This window comes from Burkholderia sp. Ac-20384 (assembly GCF_017104605.1).
GTDB lineage: Bacteria > Pseudomonadota > Gammaproteobacteria > Burkholderiales > Burkholderiaceae > Burkholderia > Burkholderia lata.
Window position 1 is genome coordinate 1 of the sequence record NZ_JAAGPE010000051.1, and the last position, 17,313, is coordinate 17,313.

16 protein-coding genes are annotated in these 17,313 nt (G+C 66.9%); 5 read left to right on the forward strand and 11 right to left on the reverse strand.

Annotated features, from left to right (window positions below):
- Positions 1-213, forward strand: a 213-nt coding sequence (locus G3O00_RS12630) for a hypothetical protein (RefSeq protein ID WP_206143159.1), incomplete at its 5' end; no start/stop codon positions are given.
- 99 nt (positions 214-312) lie between these two features.
- Here G3O00_RS12630 and G3O00_RS12635 read toward each other — a convergent pair.
- Genes G3O00_RS12635 through phnS form a run of 7 tightly spaced genes read right to left on the reverse strand, consistent with a single transcriptional unit; the run spans position 313 to position 7,598 of the window.
- Positions 313-864, reverse strand: coding sequence for a phosphonate degradation HD-domain oxygenase (locus G3O00_RS12635; RefSeq protein WP_011353968.1), 552 nt, complete (start codon positions 862-864; stop codon positions 313-315).
- Positions 865-868: 4 nt separating this feature from the next.
- Positions 869-2,323: a phosphonoacetaldehyde dehydrogenase gene (gene phnY / locus G3O00_RS12640; RefSeq protein WP_174933434.1), complete on the reverse strand. Its 1,455-nt coding sequence runs from the start codon at positions 2,321-2,323 to the stop codon at positions 869-871.
- The gene (gene phnA, locus G3O00_RS12645; protein WP_206143137.1) at positions 2,320-3,627 is read right to left on the reverse strand and encodes a phosphonoacetate hydrolase; all 1,308 of its coding nucleotides are present in this window, start codon (positions 3,625-3,627) and stop codon (positions 2,320-2,322) included. Before phnA ends, phnY begins: the two co-directional genes overlap by 4 nt.
- A complete protein-coding gene (gene phnV / locus G3O00_RS12650) occupies positions 3,624-4,484 on the reverse strand; it encodes a 2-aminoethylphosphonate ABC transport system, membrane component PhnV (protein WP_175035859.1) in 861 nt (286 codons plus the stop codon). Before phnV ends, phnA begins: the two co-directional genes overlap by 4 nt.
- Positions 4,474-5,394 carry a 2-aminoethylphosphonate ABC transporter permease subunit gene (gene phnU, locus G3O00_RS12655; protein WP_011353964.1) on the reverse strand — a complete coding sequence of 307 codons (921 nt, stop codon included), beginning with the start codon at positions 5,392-5,394 and terminating at the stop codon, positions 4,474-4,476. Before phnU ends, phnV begins: the two co-directional genes overlap by 11 nt.
- On the reverse strand, positions 5,372-6,475 hold the full coding sequence (phnT, locus tag G3O00_RS12660; protein ID WP_011353963.1) for a 2-aminoethylphosphonate ABC transport system ATP-binding subunit PhnT: 1,104 nt from the start codon (positions 6,473-6,475) through the stop codon (positions 5,372-5,374). The genes phnU and phnT overlap by 23 nt, the downstream gene beginning before the upstream one ends.
- A 34-nt stretch (positions 6,476-6,509) precedes the next feature.
- Complete coding sequence (phnS, locus tag G3O00_RS12665; RefSeq protein ID WP_174942176.1) at positions 6,510-7,598, reverse strand: 2-aminoethylphosphonate ABC transporter substrate-binding protein; 1,089 nt, start codon at positions 7,596-7,598, stop codon at positions 6,510-6,512.
- A 259-nt stretch (positions 7,599-7,857) separates the two neighbouring features.
- On the opposite strand from phnS, the gene G3O00_RS12670 reads away from it, so the two are divergent.
- Positions 7,858-8,967 carry a 2-aminoethylphosphonate--pyruvate transaminase gene (locus G3O00_RS12670; RefSeq protein ID WP_206143138.1) on the forward strand — a complete coding sequence of 370 codons (1,110 nt, stop codon included), beginning with the start codon at positions 7,858-7,860 and terminating at the stop codon, positions 8,965-8,967.
- A 109-nt stretch (positions 8,968-9,076) separates the two neighbouring features.
- Here G3O00_RS12670 and G3O00_RS12675 read toward each other — a convergent pair whose 3' ends face one another.
- Genes G3O00_RS12675 through aroQ form a run of 3 tightly spaced genes read right to left on the reverse strand, consistent with a single transcriptional unit; the run spans position 9,077 to position 11,769 of the window.
- Complete coding sequence (locus G3O00_RS12675) at positions 9,077-10,429, reverse strand: MFS transporter (protein ID WP_011353960.1); 1,353 nt, start codon at positions 10,427-10,429, stop codon at positions 9,077-9,079.
- 33 nt (positions 10,430-10,462) lie between these two features.
- Positions 10,463-11,317, reverse strand: coding sequence for a shikimate dehydrogenase (locus tag G3O00_RS12680; protein WP_206143139.1), 855 nt, complete (start codon positions 11,315-11,317; stop codon positions 10,463-10,465).
- On the reverse strand, positions 11,314-11,769 hold the full coding sequence (gene aroQ, locus G3O00_RS12685; protein WP_011353958.1) for a type II 3-dehydroquinate dehydratase: 456 nt from the start codon (positions 11,767-11,769) through the stop codon (positions 11,314-11,316). The genes G3O00_RS12680 and aroQ overlap by 4 nt, the downstream gene beginning before the upstream one ends.
- A 257-nt stretch (positions 11,770-12,026) precedes the next feature.
- Between aroQ and G3O00_RS12690 the strand changes: the two genes are divergently transcribed.
- Together G3O00_RS12690 and G3O00_RS12695 are read left to right on the forward strand one after the other, a co-directional pair.
- Complete coding sequence (locus tag G3O00_RS12690) at positions 12,027-13,919, forward strand: sugar phosphate isomerase/epimerase and 4-hydroxyphenylpyruvate domain-containing protein (RefSeq protein WP_206143140.1); 1,893 nt, start codon at positions 12,027-12,029, stop codon at positions 13,917-13,919.
- A 288-nt stretch (positions 13,920-14,207) separates the two neighbouring features.
- The gene (locus tag G3O00_RS12695) at positions 14,208-14,471 is read left to right on the forward strand and encodes a hypothetical protein (RefSeq protein WP_174933418.1); all 264 of its coding nucleotides are present in this window, start codon (positions 14,208-14,210) and stop codon (positions 14,469-14,471) included.
- A 78-nt stretch (positions 14,472-14,549) separates the two neighbouring features.
- Here the strand turns inward: G3O00_RS12695 and G3O00_RS12700 are convergent, their stop codons facing one another.
- Positions 14,550-15,344 (reverse strand): AraC family transcriptional regulator, encoded by a 795-nt coding sequence (locus G3O00_RS12700; RefSeq protein ID WP_174933416.1) that lies wholly within the window; start codon positions 15,342-15,344, stop codon positions 14,550-14,552.
- Between the two features lie 671 nt (positions 15,345-16,015).
- On the opposite strand from G3O00_RS12700, the gene G3O00_RS12705 reads away from it, so the two are divergent.
- Positions 16,016-17,152, forward strand: coding sequence for a branched-chain amino acid ABC transporter substrate-binding protein (locus tag G3O00_RS12705; protein ID WP_174933414.1), 1,137 nt, complete (start codon positions 16,016-16,018; stop codon positions 17,150-17,152).
- Positions 17,153-17,313: the final 161 nt, after the last annotated feature.

Consider the following 17,313-nt stretch of genomic DNA (forward strand, 5'->3'; position numbering starts at 1 on the left):
GGAACTTCGTGTTTCTCAGCAGCGCTGCGTTTTCAGCAGCAGAGAAGCGAGATTATGAACCGTGTTTCGCATTTCGTCAACAACTTTTTTCACTACATCGTTGCGACTGCGGGGCTCAACTTCCAGGTCAGTTGCGCGCTACAGACTGCAGCACACCACCAACCCTGCTTCCCTCTTCCGCGCCGTGTTTCCGTTAGCGCGAAAGAGGCGTGATTGTAGGCAGCCTCCTCGATCTGCGCAAGGGGTTTCTCAAAAAATATAAGGCTCCGCACGCTTCCGCGTGCGGAGCCTTATATAGAAGCAGCCGAACCGTCAGGCCGCGCGTACCTGGCGCGCGACGATCTCCATATAGTGATCGAGGTCCGGCGTCACCTTGCCCTCTTCCTTTGCCGTATCGTCCCAGCGGCGCAAACGCAGCGCGTCCTCCGCGAACGGGCGCTGCAGGAACGCCGCCGTCTCCTCTTCACTGAAGATGCCGCCCTGCAGCCCGAGGCTGCGCACCGAGTCCGGCGACAGGCTCTCGAAGTAGCCGGCGTCCGTGCGGCACAGGCAGCGCTTCGCGTCGACGTGCAGCCGGATCGGCTCCAGCACCGCGTCGGAGAACAACGGCCGCAGGAACGGCAGCACGTAATACTGATGCAGATCGTCGATCCCGCGCGCGCTCGGCGTCTCGCCCTGGCGATTCAGCAGATGCCCGAGATCGTGCAGGAACGCTGCCGCGACCAGCGCTTCGTCAGCCCCCGCCTCTTCCGCCAGCAATCCGCTCTGCAATGCGTGCTCGAGCTGCGTGACCGGCTCGCCGCTATAGGCCACATGGCCATGCTCGCGATACAGCCCGTGGATCTCTTCCACCGTCAATGCCATTCACTCACTCCCAAGGCAGCGAAAACGTCTTCAGGTTCGTGAAGCTCTTCATCGCCTCCTGAACGCCTTCCTTGTAACCGAGCCCCGAATCCTTGATCCCGCCGAACGGCGACAGCTCGATCCGGTATCCGGGCACTTCCCATACATTCACCGTGCCGACGTTCAACTCGTTCACGAACCGCACGACCGCCGCCGTGCTGTCCGTACAGACGCCCGACGACAACCCGAACGCCGTCCCGTTGCTGATCCGGATCGCGTCGTCGATCGTGTCGAACGTGATCACCGGCGATACAGGGCCGAAGGTCTCCTCGCGCACGATCGTCATCGACGGATCGACGTTGTCGAGCACGGTTGGCGCATACAGCGCACCGCGCCGCACGTTGCCGGTCAGCAGGCGCGCGCCCTGCGCAACCGCCTCAGCCACTCGCGCCTCGAACAGCCGCGCCGCTTCCTCGTCGATCACCGTGCCCATTTCGTTCGCGGGATCGAACGGATCGCCGTACTTCCATGCCCGCGTCTTCTCGACGAGCAACTCGGTGAACGCGGGCGCGATCGAGCGCTGCACCAGCATCCGCTTGACGGCCGTGCAGCGCTGGCCCGAATTCCGGTACGAGCCGAGCACCGCCAGCGACGTCGCGCGGTCGAGATCGGCATCGTCGAGGACGATCAGCGGATCGTTGCCGCCCAGCTCCAGCACGATGCGGCGGTAGCCGGCCCGCGCGGCAATCGCCTTGCCGATCGCCACACCACCCGTAAAGGTAATCAGCGACGCATGCGGGTGCGTGACGAGCTCGTCCGCGATCTCACGCGGATCGCCGGTCAGCACCTGCAGCATCGGCTCCGGCAGCCCGGCCTCGTACAGCAGGTCGGCCAGGTAGAACGCCGACAGCGGCACCTTCTCCGACGGCTTCACGATCACACGGTTGTTGGTCGCGATCGCCGGCGCGATCTTGTGCGCCACCTGGTTCATCGGATGATTGAACGGCGTGATCGCGACGATCACGCCGTCGAGCGGCTGCCGCTGCGAGAACACGCGGCGCGCCTTGCCGTGGGGCGTCAGGTCGCACGAAAAACTCTGCGCGTCGTCGCGCAGTGCCTCGATCGCCGCAAACTTCAACACGTCGGCCACGCGGCCGATCTCGTAGCGGGAGTCCTGTTTCGACAGCCCCGATTCGAGCGTAATCAGGTCGGACGCTTCCTCGGTGCGCTCGCGCAGCAGCGCGGCCGCACGCTCGAGGATCTGCGAACGCTCGTACCGCGTGAGCTTCGGCCGATACGCCATCGCGTAGTCGAATGCCGCGCGCACATCGTCGACGCTCGCCAGCGGTGCCGTCCCGACGCGCGTGCCCGTGTATGGGTCCATGACGTCGAGCGTGCGTTCCCGCGTCGCGCGTGTGCCGCACCAGCGCAGCGCCTCTGCGCGAAACGCCGGGTGATCGTGTCGGGGATGAGCCATCATGTCGCGACCCGGTTCAGCACGAAATCGAACACGTCGAAGTTGCGCGGGCGACGCGCGGGATCGACCGGCTCGATACGGCGATTAAACAGCAGCGGTACTTCCTGCTCCGACACGCCGCCATGCGAACGCAGCGGCACCGTGAGGCCCGACAGATCGTGTTCGCGCTCGCGCGTGCCGAGCGTCATGTCGCGGCGGCCTATCACGACGAGATCGCCGATCCGGTCAGCCGGCAGTTCGAAACGTGCAGCGGCTTCCGCGTTGTCGAGCACGAGCTCGACGCCGTCAAGGCCGCCGACACGCCACATCGCCTCGGCCCGGTCGACGCCCGGCGCCAGATAGATGGTCGCGAACGAGCCGAGCGCGCCGTGGTGCACGACGTACGGATCCGTGATCGGCAGGATCACGCGCGCAGCCTGCGCGCCGTACCAGCCGTCGAATGCGTCCTGCAGATAGATGACGTTCGGCCGGCCCGTCGCGGGATCGTGCTTCGCGTTCATCCCGTGGTCGGCCGTGAGGCCGATTGCCCAGCCTAGCGCGTCGAGCTGCGCGAGATAGCCGTCCATCATCGCGTAGAACGCGTTCGCGCCGGCACTGCCCGGCTCGCACTTGTGCTGCACGTAGTCGGTGGTCGACAGGTACATCAGGTCGACCTGTCGCGTCTGCGCAAGCCGCACGCCGGCCGCGAACACGAATTCGGACAACGCCGCGCTGTAGACGTCCGGCGACGGCAGGCCGACCCAGTCGAGCACGTCGACGATCCCGTTTTCCGCGAGATTCGCCTGCGCCGCCTTCTCGGCCGAAAAGCAGATGCCGTTCAGTTGCCAGCCGAGCAGCCGGCGCAGCTTGTCCTTCGCCGTCACGACGGCGACCCGCGCACCGGCGTCGGACGCCGCCGCGAGCAGCGTGCCGGCCCGCAGGTAGGCCGGGTCGTTCATCATGACTTCGGCACCGCGCCCGCCGTCGGCGGCCGGATCCCAGAAATAGTTGCCGCAGATCCCGTGGACCGACGGCGGCACGCCGCAGACGATCGACAGGTTGTTCGGGTTGGTGAAGGTCGGCACGACACAATCGGCGCGCCAGGCCGTACCTTCCGAAATCATCCGGCCGATGAACGGCGCAACGCCCGCTTCCACCGCCCGTTCGAGATAGTCGTACTCGCAGCCGTCGACGCAGACGACGACGGTCGGCTCGACCGGCAGCCGGTAGTGCCGGCCGTTGACGTCGACGGCGCGCCCCGCGAGATCCGTCGATGCGCCGGCTGCCGACGCTTCGCCGGGTTGGCGCAATGAGAAGGCGGCGTTCATGATGCCACCCGCTTGCCGCGCGGCACGCGCGCAGCGATCAGCAGCAGCGCCGCGAGCGACGCGCCGAGCATCAGCAGCGACAACGCCGATGCCGGAAGGTAATAGCCACGCTCCACCTGGCCGATCACGACGATCGGCACGGTTGCGAAGCCCGGCGGATAAACCGTCAGCGTCGCGCCGAGCTCGCCGAGCGACAACGCGAAGCCAAGTGCGAGGCTCGCGCGCAGCGCCGGCACGAGCTGCGGCAGCAGTACGCGACGCAGCACCATCGCGGGCGGCGCGCCCAGGCTCGCCGCCGCTTCGCGCAGTACGGTCAGTTCCGGACGCAGCGCGGCGGCCGCGCAGCGATAGCAGAACGGCAAAATCAGCGCGAGCTGCACCAGCACGACGATCGCCGCCGAACTCGACAGGTCGACCGGCTTCTGGTGATACGCGATCAGCACCGCGAGCCCGAGCACGACGCTCGGCACACCGTTCGGCACCATCACCAGCGCGTCGACCACCGCGCCGAGGCCACGCCGGTCGCGCCCTTCGAGTGCCAACGCGAGCCACAGCCCGAGGATCGTGCCGACCGCCGACACGCCGAAGCCAATTTCCAGGCTCGTCAGCAGCGCGTCGTATTCCGGCGACCCGAGCCGCTCGAACCAGCGCAGGCTGTAGCCGGCCGGCAGAATCGTGCCCGACCACTGCGTCGACACGCTCGACAGCGCGACGACGACGACAGGCAACACGAACAACCAGAAGCATGCGAACGCGGCCAGCGCGAGCGCCGCGCGCGACGCATGCTTGAGCACCGTGTCGCCCCAGCCGATCTGGTGGCGCGGCACGGCTTGCCCGATACGGTATTCAGCGGACATCGTTCCCTCCCGTCGCACGCCGGTTCACCCGGCGATAAACCGCATACAGCGCCAGCGACAGCGCAAGCATCACGACCGCGCCGGCCGACGCAGTCGGCAGGTCGAGGTCGACGGTCGCGCTACTGTAGATCGCGACCGGCAGCGTCACGAGCCGCGCGCTGCCGAGCACCAGCAGAATCCCGAATTCGTTCAGCGTCAGCAGGAAACACAGCACGGTACCGGCGGCGATGCCCGGCCACGCGATCGGCAGCACGACGCGGCGCGCCAACATCCAGCCGGACGCGCCGAGGCTGCGCGCGGCTTCGATCAGCCGCAAGTCGAGCGTTGCGAACGACGCGAGCGTCGGCCGCACGACGAACGGCGTATAGAACACGGTCTGCGCAAGGATCACGCCGCCGATACCGAACAGGAAATCGAGCGGTGGATTCTCGAGATGGAACAGGTGCTGTAGCGCGATGCTGATCGAGCCTTGCGAGCCGTACAGGAAGATCAGCGTGAACGCGACGAGGAACGACGGGAACGCGACGTACAGTTCCAAGAAGCGCGTGACGAGCGATGCGCCCGGAAACGGCCTGAAGAACAGCAGCGCGGCCAGCAGCACGCCAAGCACCGACGCGGTGCCCGCACTCGCGAACAGCACGCCGAGTGTGGTCAGCAGCACGCCGCGCGTGTCGGGGTTGCCGAAGAACGTGCGGTACGCGGCGAAACTCAGCCCGTGGTCGCCCGACACGCTCAGCAGCACGAGCCGCACCAGCGGATAGACGACGAGCGGACCCAGCAGGATGATCGCGAGCGCGGCCAGGTGCAGGTCGCCCATGCGCTTGCGGCGCCGCGCGGCGGCAGCGTGCGCGGCGGCCGACGCGAGCACGTGCGGCGGCAGGCCGGCTTCAGGGCTCGATAAGGACGACATCGTCTGCCTCGCAATGCAGGGAAACGCGCGCACCGCGCTCGGGAGCCGCACCGCGGCCGCGTTGCATCGTGACGCGCACGGGCTCGTCGGGGGCCGCATCGATCGTGACCGCGATCGACAGGTCAGCGCCCTGCCATTCGACGGACGACACCGTGCCATGCAGCCCGCCCGCGGCCGGCGGCATCAGGGTCAGGCGCTCGGGGCGCACGCAGGCCACCTTGCCGCGCACTTCGTGGCGCGGATCGCCGAGCGGGAAGATCACGTGCGGCGGCAGCAGGTTCGCCGGGCCGAGATAGCGTGCGACGTAGCCGTCCTGCGGCGCGTCGTACAGCTGCTGCGGCGTACCGAGCTGCGCGATATGGCCGTCGCGCATCAGCAGCGCGCGATCGGACAGCACGAGCGCGTCGTCGCGGTCGTGCGTCACGCAGACGACGGTCAGGTTCGGCAGGCGCTCGTGCAGTGCCTTCAGTTCGCTGCGCACCGATGCGCGCAGGTTGGCATCGAGCGCCGACAGCGGCTCGTCGAGCAACAGCACGTCCGGCTCGATCACGAGCGCGCGCGCCAGCGCGACGCGCTGCTGCATCCCGCCCGACAGTTGCGCGGGCAGGTGATGGCCCGCATCGCCGAGCTGCACGAGCTTCAGCGCGTCGGCGACGCGGCGCGTCACTTCCGACGACGCCATGCCGCGTGCGCGCAGCCCGAATGCGACGTTCTCGAACACCGTCAGGTGCGGGAACAACGCGTAATTCTGGAACAGCAGACCGAGATTGCGCTTGTGCGGCGGCGCGTAGGTCAGGTCGCGTCCGGCAACGGTCAGCGTGCCGGTCAGGCCATCGGCCTTCACGAACCCGGCGATGAAGCGCAGCAGCGTGGTCTTGCCGCAACCGCTCTTGCCGAGCACGGTCAGAAATTCACCGGCACCGATCGACAGCGACAGATCTTCCAGCACCGTGCGTGCGCCGTAGCGCACGCTCAGGTGTTCGATCTGCACGCCGCCCGGCGCGCCGGACCGCAGCGTTGCCTGCGGTTCGGCGGCGCCGAATGCGCCGGGATGGGTCAGGGTGGTTTCCACCGGGTTCATCCTCTTGCTCACAAATACAGGCGGCGTGCGCCGATCACTTCGGCTTGACGACGTCGAGCTGCTTGCCCGAGCTGCCGATCACGTCCTTCTTCCAGCGCTCGATCCACACCGGCTTCTTCGCCATCACCTGGGTCCAGTCGACCGGGATCAGCTTCACGCCCGCGATCGCCTTCTTGACCGCTTCGCCGTTCTTGCCGGCCAGCGGCACGTCCGTGCGGCCCGGGATGCCGTACATGTCCGGCACCTTCGACTGCACTTCCGTCGACATCAGGTAGTCGATCAGCTTCTTGCCGGCGTCCTGGTTCGGGCCGCTCTTGATCAGGCCGATGCCGTACGGGAGCTGGAACGTGGTCGGCTGGTCGCCTTCCTTCGCGGCCAGGAAGATCGGCTTGACGGACAGCGCGCCGTGTTCGGCATCGTCGAGGTCCATCTGCAGGTCGCCGTTCGCCACGCTGATTTCGTTACGCGACAGCAGCACGTTCAGGTAGCCCGTGCCCTTCGTGTGGAACTTCACGCTCTGCGACAGCTTCGCGAGGTAGTCGAACGCCTTGTCCTCGCCCATCAGCGACGTCGTCAGGATCAGCACGGCCATCCCGTCGCCGGCCGTGGCCGGGTTCGAGTATGCGACCTTGCCGGCGTAGGCCGGCGACAGCAGGTCGGCGAACGTCTTCGGCTGGTTCTTCACGACGTCCGGGTTGATCGCGAACGAGAAGTAGTTGTTCACGAACGTCGCCCACGTGCCGTCTTCAGCCTTCGCGATGGCCGGCACGTTCTTGTAGTTCACGCTCTGGTACGGCTGCAGCAGGCCCATCTGGCCGGCTTGCTGAATGAACGGCGGCAGCGTGACGATCACGTCGGCCTTCGGGGAGTTCTTTTCGATGTTCGCGCGGTTGACGACTTCGCCGCTGCCCGCCGTCACGATGTTGACCTTGACGCCTTCCTTCTTCTCGAAGGCCGGCAGCACATCGCGATAGAGGTTCTCGAGTCCGTCTGCCGTATACAGCACGACCGCGCTCGCCGCATGTGCGGGCAGCGCGGCGCCCATCAGACCGGCGACGCTGGCGGCCAGCGCAAGCTTGCGGAACGCGCCGGCAGCGGCGCGCGAGGGTTTCTGCAGTGTCATCTGACTTCTCCGTAGGCGGAACACCAAATGGCCGGGGCACGATCCGGCTCTCCTGTTATCTCCGGGCAGGGCCGATCGACGGCCTGCCTCGCTGCCGCGCTGAGGTTAGGTTTCGCGCGGCAAGCGAAGGATCACAGCGTTCGATGACAAACCCGTGACGAATGCGGCAATTTCCAAAAAATGACACATTTTGCCAATATCATGCAAGTCATTCAGAAATGCCGCCCGGCGTTTCTTCCGAACTTTGCAGAGGAAAACCATGCCCGATCCGATTCTTCTTACGCCTGGCCCGCTCACCACGTCCGCCACAACCCGCCACGCAATGCAACATGACTGGGGTTCGTGGGATGCCGCTTTCAATCAACTGACGGCGAGCGTCTGCGCGGATCTCGTCGCGATCGCGCACGGCGGCGACGAGTATGTGTGCGTGCCGATGCAGGGCAGCGGCACGTTCTCGGTCGAAGCCGCGCTCGGCACGTTGGTGCCGCGCGACGGCGTCGTGCTGGTGCCCGACAACGGCGCGTACTGCGCGCGCATCCTGAAGATCCTCGGCCGGCTCGGCATCGAAGCGATCGCGTTGCCGTTCGGCGAGGATGCGGCCGTCGATCCGGCCGCGATCGAAGCCGCGTTCGCGCGCGAGCCGCGCATCACGCACGTCGCGCAGGTGCATCTGGAGACGAGCGCCGGCATCCTGAACCCGCTCGACGACATCGCCGCCGTGTGCCGGCGCCACGGCAAGCGGCTGATCGTCGACGCGATGAGCTCGTTCGGCGCGCTGCCGATCGAGCTGGCCGGCAGCGGCATCGACGCGCTGATCTCGGCGAGCGGCAAATGCCTCGAAGGCGTGCCGGGGATGGGGTTCGCGATCGTGCGGCGCGAAGCGCTCGACGCAAGCGAAGGCAATTCGCCGTCGCTCGCGCTCGACCTCCACGATCAGTACGCGTACCTGCTCAAGACGGGCCAGTGGCGCTTCACGCCGCCGACGCACGTGATCGCCGCGCTGCGCGCCGCACTCGACCAGTATCTCGCCGAAGGCGGTCAGCCCGCGCGCGGCGCGCGCTATGTGGACAACTGCCGGACGCTGGTCGAATCGATGCACGCGCTCGGCTTCAAGCCGTTCCTCGATGCGAGCGTGCAGGCGCCGGTGATCGTCACGTTCCACGCGCCCGACCATCCGGCCTACGATTTCCGCCGCTTCTACGACGCGGTGCGCGACGCGGGCTTCATCCTGTATCCGGGCAAGCTCACGCAGCTCGAGACGTTCCGCGTCGGCTGCATCGGCGCGATCGACTCGAACGATATCCGCCGCGCGGTCGCGGCAATTGCGCAGGCGGTCGAGTCGCTCGGCATCGCGGTGCAGCGCGCATAAGCGCCGCCGTGCTGCGCCAGCCGGCAGATCCGCTGGCACGCACAAACAAAAAAGCCCGGCAGCCTTGCGGCTGCCGGGCGAACGCACTGGATGTGCGTGGAGCCGGTGCTTACAGCTCGATCCGCTTGATGTCGCCGACCACGAAGATGTACGACGCCGCGCCGATCAGCGCGATCACGCCGATGAACACGAGCGCGCCGACGAACGACCCGGTCGACGCGACAATGAAGCCGACCACGAGCGGCGTGACGATCCCGGCAAGGTTCGCCGCGAAGTTGAAGATGCCGCCCGTGACGCCGAGCAGGCCGTCCGGCGCGATGTCCGACACGAGCGTCCAGCCGAGTGCGGCCATCCCCTGCGCGAAGAACGCGACCGACATGATCGCGATCACGGCCTCGTTGCTCTGCACGTAGTTCGCGAGAATGATCGTCGATGCGAGCAGCAGGCCCGCGATGATCGGCAGCTTGCGCGCGAGGTTCGCGGACTTGCCGCGACGCAGCAGCCAGTCGGAGAAGATCCCGCCGAACATCACGCCGACCGACGCGGCGATGAATGGCATCACCGCGAAGAAACCGATCTTCAGCCAGCCCATGTGGCGTTCGGTGGCGAGGTAGGTCGGGAACCAGGTCAGGAAGAACACCAGCGTCGAGTTGCCGGCGAACTGGCCGAGGCAGATGCCCGCGAGCTGGCGCTTCTTCAGCAGCTTGCCGGCCATCGACCAGCTGAACGACTTCTGCTCGCCCTTGGCACCCTTGCCACCTTTGTCACCGTCCTTGCGCACGCCGTGCACCAGGCCGCCGCCCGCCTCGATATACGCCAGCTCCTCCGAATTCGCACCCGGATGGTTGCGCGGCTCGTGATAGAACTTCCACCAGACCAGGCCGAACACGATGCCGACCGTGCCGACGACCCAGAACAGCGAGCGCCAGCCGAACGCTCCCATCAGCGCGAACAGCACCGGGCTGAAGAACGCGAGGCCGATGTACTCGCCGACGGTATAGGTACCGGTCGCCATCGCGCGCTCGTTCTGCGGGAACCACGTCGCGACGACGCGGCTGTTGGTCGGGAAGCACGGCGCCTCCGCGACGCCCAGGCCGAGACGGCACGCGAGCAGCGTCGCGACGCCGGGCACGAAGCCCTGCAGGAACGTGCACAGCGACCACAGCGTCATCGACCAGTAATAGGTGACCTTGCTGCCGAAACGGTCGAGAAAGAGGCCGCCCGGCACCTGCGCGGCCACATACGTCCACGAAAACGCGGAAAACATGATGCCCATCACGGCCGCGTTGATGCCGAGCTCCTTGGTGAGCTGCGGCGCAGCCACCCCCAGCACGGTGCGGTCGAGATAGTTGATCATCGTGCCGATCGCGAGCAGCGCGAGAATCTTGTAGCGCGCCGAAGTGCGCCGGACGGTGCCGGACGCCTGCGCCGGCGCGGCGCTCGTGTGGGTGGTGTGCTGCATGGTCGTCTCCTGGTCTCTCTTTCTGGAAGGGGGTCAGCGCGCGACGAGCGACTGAAAGTGATCGAACATCCGCTCGGCGTCGGGCGTGCGTCCGGTGAAGATCTCGAACGCGTCGACCGCCTGGTAGACGGCCATCCCGCCGCCCGGCAACGTGGCGCAGCCGGCCGCGCGCGCCGCGTGGATCAGTTCGGTTTCGAGCGGGAAGTACACGATGTCGGCCACCCACATGCCCGCGTGGAGCAACTCGGCCGGCAGCGGCAGGCCCGGATGCTTGGCCATGCCGGTCGGCGTCGCGTGGATCAGGCCCGTCGCGGCGCGCATCGCGCTCGCGAGTTCGCCGCCGGGCGCGACCCGTGCGGCGGGAAAGCGTTGCTGCAGTTCGGCCGCGAGCGCGGCGGCGCGCTTGCCGTCGACATCGAAAATCGTCAGTTCGGCCGCGCCCATCTGCAGCGCCGCGTGCGCCACGGCCGCGCCCGCGCCGCCCGCACCGAGCTGGACGACGCGTTCGAGGGACGCGCCGGGCAACCCGCGGCGGAACGACTTCGCGAAGCCCGACCAGTCGGTGTTGTGGCCGATCCGCTTGCCGTCCTTGAACAGCACGGTGTTCACCGCACCGAGCGCGCGCGCATCGTCCGACAGTGCGTCGAGGTGCTCGATCACGCGCTGCTTGCACGGGTGTGTGATGTTCAGGCCGTTGTAGCCCATCCGCTGCGCGGCATCGAGCAGTTGCGGCAAGGCGTCGACGGTCACGCCGAGCGCGTCGAGGTCGATGCGCCGGTAGACATAGCCGAACCCCTGGCGGAATCCTTCTTCCTCGTGCATCGCGGGCGACAGCGAGCCGCCGATGCCCTGGCCGATCAGGCCGATCAGAAACGACGGGCGGCTCATCGTGCGGCTCCCTGCGCAAACAGTGTCGCCAGACGCTGCAGCGCGAATACGTAGCCTTCGGTGCCGCAGCCGCAGATCACGGCTTCGGCGACCGCCGACACGTAGGAATGGTGACGGAACGCCTCGCGGCGATGCACGTTCGAGATATGCACTTCGATCACCGGCTTCGCGATCGCGGAAAGCGCGTCGGCCAGCGCGACCGACGTATGCGTATAGGCCGCCGGGTTGATCACGATGCCGTGCGTGTCGTGACGCGCGGCGTGCAGCCAGTCGATCAGCTGGTGCTCGGCGTTCGACTGCCGGAAGTCGATTTCCAGCCCGAGCGCCTCGCCCGCCGTGCGGCAGCGCTGCTCGACATCGGCGAGCGTTTCCGCGCCGTAGATATGGGGCTCGCGCGTCCCCAGCAGATTCAGGTTCGGGCCGTTCAGCACCAGCACCTTGTGCTTGCTCATGGTGATTCTGCTCCTAAAACAGGGGCGGACCGTGACCGGCATCGCCTCGAAAACATCGGAATTTGGCGCTAGTGTGCGCCCGGGAATGCGGGCTGTCTTTTCGGGTTTTCGCTAATTTGTACCACCTAGTTAGTTTGTACAATACGCATCACTATCCCAGTAAATTCGGGATATGGCGTTCACCAGGAATTCAACGACTGGTTCATTCAGGGTCGATTCGACCGACGCCATGCCCCGCTCATCCGCAGGAATCGCCCATGCAGCGCTCGATCGCCACCGTGTCACTGTCCGGCACGCTCGCCGAGAAACTCGCCGCCATCCAGGCCGCAGGCTTCGACGGCGTCGAAATCTTCGAAAACGACCTCGTCTACTTCGACGGATCGCCGGCCGACGTCCGGCGCATGGCCGCGGATCTCGGCCTCGACATCGTGCTGTTCCAGCCGTTTCGCGACTTCGAGGGCGTGAGCGCGACCCAGCTCGCCCGCAACCTCGACCGGATCAAGCGCAAATTCGACGTGATGCATGCGCTCGGCACCGACCGCATCCTGGTGTGCAGCAACGTGTCGGCCGACACGATTGCGGACGACGGGCTGCTCGTCGACCAGCTCGGCGCGCTCGCCGAAGCCGCGCGGCAGGCCGGCGTGGTCGCCGCGTACGAAGCGCTCGCGTGGGGCCGGGTCGTGAAGCGGTACGGCCATGCGTGGAAACTCGTGAATGCCGTGAACAGCCCGCACCTCGGCCTGGCGCTCGACAGCTTCCACACGCTGTCGCTCGACGATTCGCCGGACGCGATCGCCGACATCCCCGGCGACCGGATCGCGTTCGTGCAGATCGCCGATGCGCCGAAGCTCGCGATGGACGTGCTCGAATGGAGCCGCCATTACCGCTCGTTCCCGGGCCAGGGCGACTTCGACCTCGCGCGCTTCACCGCGCGCGTGATCGAGTCCGGCTATACGGGGCCGCTGTCGCTCGAGATCTTCAACGACGGCTTCCGCGCGGCGCCCACGGCGATCACGGCCGCCGACGGCCATCGCTCGCTGCTCTATCTGGAAGAACTGACGCGCGAACGGCTCGCGCAGGACGGCCTCGCGCCGGCCGCCAGCCAGCCGCTGTTCGCGCCGCCGGCACCGCCCGCGCACGTCGGGTTCCAGTTCATCGAATTCGCGGTCGACGCGCAGGCGGCGGCGACCGTCGGCGAATGGCTCGGCCGGATGCGCTTCCGGCTCGCGGGCCGCCATCGGTCGAAGGACGTGACGCTGTTCCAGCACGGCGCCGCGTCGATCGTGCTGAATGCGGAGCGCGATTCGTTCGCCGATGCGTTCTTCCAGCAGCACGGGCTGTCGCTGTGTGCATCGGCATTCCGCGTCGACGACGCGAACGTGGCGTTCGAGCGCGCGGCCGGCTTCGGCTATGCACCGTTCTCCGGCCGCGTCGGGCCGAACGAGCGCGTGTTGCCGAGCGTGCAGGCGCCGGACGGCAGCCTCGAATACTTCGTCGACGAAGCGCCGAACGCGCCGACGCTGTACGAATCGGATTTCGTGCTGACCGACATCGACGGCCCGAGCGAAGTCGGGCCGCTGACCGGTATCGACCATGTGTGCCTCGCCCTGCCGGCCGACGCGCTCGATACGTGGATCCTCTTCTTCAAGACGGCATTCGGCTTCGAGGCCGAGCGCAGCTGGCTCGTGCCCGACCCGTACGGGCTGATGCGCAGCCGCGCGGTGCGCAGCGCCGACGGCTCGGTGCGGATCGCGCTGAACGCGTCGGTCGACCGGCACACGGCGGTGGCCGAATCGCTCGACCGCTACCACGGCACGGGGCTGAACCACGTCGCGTTCCGCACGGACGACATCGTGAAGACGATCGCCGCGTTCGCGGCCGACGGCATTCCGTTCCTGCGCATTCCGCCGAACTACTACGACGATCTCGCCGCCCGCTACGCGTTGTCGGACGAACTGATCGACACGCTGAGCACGCATCACCTGCTGTACGACCGCGACGAGCACGGCGGCGAATTCCTGCATGCGTATACAGAACTGGTCGACAACCGTTTCTCGCTCGAGATCGTCGAGCGGCGCGGCGGATACGACGGCTATGGCGCGACAAACGCGGCCGTGCGGCTCGCCGCACAGGCGCAGCGCAGGAAATAAGGGAATGAACTGAACCGGGATCTTGGGGCCGAATCACGTTCGCAGCCCGCGGCGGCTTCAAAGGGCCACATCCCGCGCGCACCATCGTGGTGAATCACGCGGCCGCGCACCCGCCCGCGCGGCTGGCCGCGATCGGGCCGGAAGCCGCATTCCATATGGCGTTACATCCCGTAACCCGTACCGCAGCGCAGCATCCCGTCGCCCGGTGCGGTTTTAAGAATCGCTTAAGTCTTCGACGGCACCATCCGCAACCAGTACCCGATGGTTATCTTGAAAAGGAGGAAAGCGATGAGCGCCGTAGAAGCACCCGCGGGCCGCCAGGCCGCGCCCCCTGCAAAGAAGACGATGCTGCGCCGCCTGCTCAGTCATCATGAAATCGCGACGCTGCTCGTGCTGCTGCACGCACCGATCGGCGCGAACGCCAAACCCGAACTGCCCGCGTTGCAGGAAGCCGGTCTCGTCGAGATGGTCAAGCTCGACGCCGATACGGCACCCAGCTTCCGGCTGACCGAAGACGGCACCGCCGTCCTGAAAGGGCTCGGCTACCGCTGAGCCGCCGTTTTCACCCCTTTCCCGTTTTCCCGCATCACCCCGATCCCAGCGACTCGCCGGCCCTTTCGGCGTGTCGCGTCACCCTGCCCGCTCCTGCAGCATCAACCGGTATTCCGTCGGCGTCACGCCGACCGTCGCCTTGAACTGGCGCGTGAACGCGCTGTGATCCGTATAGCCGCATAGCGCCGCAACGTCAGTCACCTTGTCGTGCGTGACGAGCAACGCGGTGGCCGCATCGAGCCGCGTCTTCAGCAGCACCTGTCGCGGTGTCAGGTGGAACACCTTGTGGAAGTAGCGTTCGAGCTGCGCGACCGACATCCCGGCCATCTGCGCGAGCTGCTTCAGGTTCAGCGGCTGCACGAAGTGATCCTGGATGTGCTGGACCACGTCGGCGAGCCGGCTGTACGCCGGGTGCGATCCCTCGTGCGCCTTCAGGTCGCGCGAAATGCCCGCGAGGCCGACCACCCTGCCCGCAGCGTCGCGCAGCGGCTCCTTGCAGGTCAGGCACCAGCCCGGCTGGCGACCCGGATACAGGTGCAGCTCGAGCTGGTCCATCAGTTGCTGGCCGGCGTTGATGGTCGCCATGTCCTGCTCGAAATAGCTGCGGCCGAAGCGGCGCGGAAACACTTCGTCGGCCGTCTTGCCGAGCAGGTCGCGCTTGTCCTTGTAGCCGCAGCGCATCGCCAGCGTGCGATTGACGATCGCGTAGCGGCCGCTCGCATCCTTCACGAAGAACGCGACGTCCGGCAGTGCATCGAACACCGGTTCGAGCAGGCGGAAGTGCGCAAGCATCGCGCCGAAATCGGCGTTGTCGGACTGGTAGCGCAACGGTTCGGACAGGCTCATGGGCGGTACGGCAAGCAAGGTCGTCATCCCGGCAACCGCAATGCGAGTGGCAGATGGCGTCGATTATAGAAGCGCCCCTTCGATCGCGTCGCGCCAATCGCAAGGGCGGGCAAGTTGGCGGCAGCCGTCACATCGCGCCGCCGCCGATCGGCCGGCATCGGCACGCGACAGGCGACATACGTTGCATGCGCAACTACTGCGCCGAGCGTGCAGCGGCCGGCCGCGAATCCGCTTGCGCCAACGCGGCAATCACGCGTGCGCCGGTGCCGACTTGCCGCGCGCGTACAGGCGCATTCACACACCGGCACCGCGCGCCCGAACTCGCCAGCATAGGAATGCGAACGTGCAGCGTCTTGGCGCGTTTGCGCATTTGGCGTGACGATTTCGGCATATATCAGGGTTATCGACGATATGCCGATATCGTCGCCGGCCGCGCACCGAACGCGCAAGACGCACGCATTTTCGCTATCTAGACTTCGCTTCACGGTCACGAGACGACCTCACGTCGCGGCAGCAATCGGCATGCACGGCCTGCGGGATCGGCCGTCATGTGCGCCGATTCCAGCACAGCCCGGGCAGCACGCGGCAAGCACGCACGGCCCTCGCATCGGCCTGCCGACCGAACCGTCTCGCCCGGTTTACCGGCGCCGGCCCGCCAGCCGGCGGCGGCCCAACCACGCCATCAAGGGGAAGTGAAAGTGAAGCTGAAGGTATCGCACGTCGCGCTGGCCGCTGCCTGCGCACTGTCGGGCGCGCACGCCATTGCCGCCGACGTCGTCAAGATCGGTTTCGCCGCACCGCTGACCGGCCCGCAGTCGAACTACGGCACGGACATGCAGAAGGGCGTGCAACTCGCGATCGCCGATTTCAACGCGACGCGTCCGACGATCGGCGGCAAGCCCGTCACGTTCCAGCTCGATTCGCAGGACGACCAGGCCGACCCGCGCACGGGCACGACCGTCGCGCAGCGGCTGATCGACGACAACGTCCGCGGGATCATCGGACACTTCAACTCGGGCACGAGCATTCCCGCATCCGACCTGTACGATCGCGCAGGGCTGCCGCAGATCTCGATGGCCACGTCGCCGCAATACACGGCGCGCGGCTACAAGACGACCTACCGGCTGCTGACGAGCGACGCGCAGGCAGGCCGCATCGTCGGCACCTACGCGGTGAAGACGCTGCGCTTCAAGCGCATCGCGATCATCGACGACCGCACGGCCTACGGCCAGGGCATCGCCGACGAATTCGCGAAGGCCGTCGAGGCGGCGGGCGGCACGATCATCAAGCGCGACTTCACGAACGACAAGGCGCTCGACTTCTCCGCGATCCTGACCAACCTCAAGGGGATGAACCCGGACGCGATCTTCTACGGCGGCGGCGACGCGCAATCGTCGCCGATGATCCGCAAGATGCGCCAGCTCGGGATGAAGTCGGCGTTCGTGACGGGCGAGATGTCGCGCTCGCCGACGTTCCTGAAGGTCGGCGGCGACGCGGCCGAAGGCGCGATCGTCTACATGGGCGGGCTGCCGAAGGAAAAGATGCCGGGCTTCGCCGGCTACGCCGCACGCTACAAGGCGCGCTTCAACGAAGACGTGATCACCTACTCGCCGTACGCGTATGACGGCACGATCGCGCTGCTCACCGCGATGAAGGACGCGAACTCGACCGACCCGAAGGTGTACACGCCGTATCTCGGCAAGCTGTCGGTCAAGGGCGTGTCGGCGCCCAGCATCGCGTACGACACGAAGGGCGACCTGAAGGATGCGCCGGTGACGATCTACAAGGTCGAGCACGGTGCGTTCAAGCCGGTCGATACGATCGCCGGCAACTGATCCGCGAGACCCTGCCCCGCGCGGCGCGTCAGCGGCTCACCGGCCGCGCGCGCTTCTGCATCTGTCTCGGCTTCGGCTTCGCGGTCCGAAGCGTTCCTCGGCGCGCCCCCGCGCGCGCGCATTTTGCGCTCCTGTAGAATCCCCCCACCCGCTTTGACGCT

What these genes read in the sequence shown, in the direction of transcription:
- G3O00_RS12670 (WP_206143138.1), top strand. Translation starts at nt 7,858, where the DNA reads ATGCCCGATCCGATTCTTCTTACGCCTGGCCCGCTCACCACGTCCGCC.
- G3O00_RS12675 (WP_011353960.1), bottom strand. Translation starts at nt 10,429, where the DNA reads ATGCAGCACACCACCCACACGAGCGCCGCGCCGGCGCAGGCGTCCGGC.
- G3O00_RS12700 (WP_174933416.1), bottom strand. Translation starts at nt 15,344, where the DNA reads ATGACGACCTTGCTTGCCGTACCGCCCATGAGCCTGTCCGAACCGTTG.
- G3O00_RS12635 (WP_011353968.1), bottom strand. Translation starts at nt 864, where the DNA reads ATGGCATTGACGGTGGAAGAGATCCACGGGCTGTATCGCGAGCATGGC.
- phnU (WP_011353964.1), bottom strand. Translation starts at nt 5,394, where the DNA reads ATGTCGTCCTTATCGAGCCCTGAAGCCGGCCTGCCGCCGCACGTGCTC.
- G3O00_RS12680 (WP_206143139.1), bottom strand. Translation starts at nt 11,317, where the DNA reads ATGAGCCGCCCGTCGTTTCTGATCGGCCTGATCGGCCAGGGCATCGGC.
- aroQ (WP_011353958.1), bottom strand. Translation starts at nt 11,769, where the DNA reads ATGAGCAAGCACAAGGTGCTGGTGCTGAACGGCCCGAACCTGAATCTG.
- G3O00_RS12690 (WP_206143140.1), top strand. Translation starts at nt 12,027, where the DNA reads ATGCAGCGCTCGATCGCCACCGTGTCACTGTCCGGCACGCTCGCCGAG.
- G3O00_RS12695 (WP_174933418.1), top strand. Translation starts at nt 14,208, where the DNA reads ATGAGCGCCGTAGAAGCACCCGCGGGCCGCCAGGCCGCGCCCCCTGCA.
- phnA (WP_206143137.1), bottom strand. Translation starts at nt 3,627, where the DNA reads ATGAACGCCGCCTTCTCATTGCGCCAACCCGGCGAAGCGTCGGCAGCC.
- phnV (WP_175035859.1), bottom strand. Translation starts at nt 4,484, where the DNA reads ATGTCCGCTGAATACCGTATCGGGCAAGCCGTGCCGCGCCACCAGATC.
- phnT (WP_011353963.1), bottom strand. Translation starts at nt 6,475, where the DNA reads ATGAACCCGGTGGAAACCACCCTGACCCATCCCGGCGCATTCGGCGCC.
- phnY (WP_174933434.1), bottom strand. Translation starts at nt 2,323, where the DNA reads ATGATGGCTCATCCCCGACACGATCACCCGGCGTTTCGCGCAGAGGCG.
- phnS (WP_174942176.1), bottom strand. Translation starts at nt 7,598, where the DNA reads ATGACACTGCAGAAACCCTCGCGCGCCGCTGCCGGCGCGTTCCGCAAG.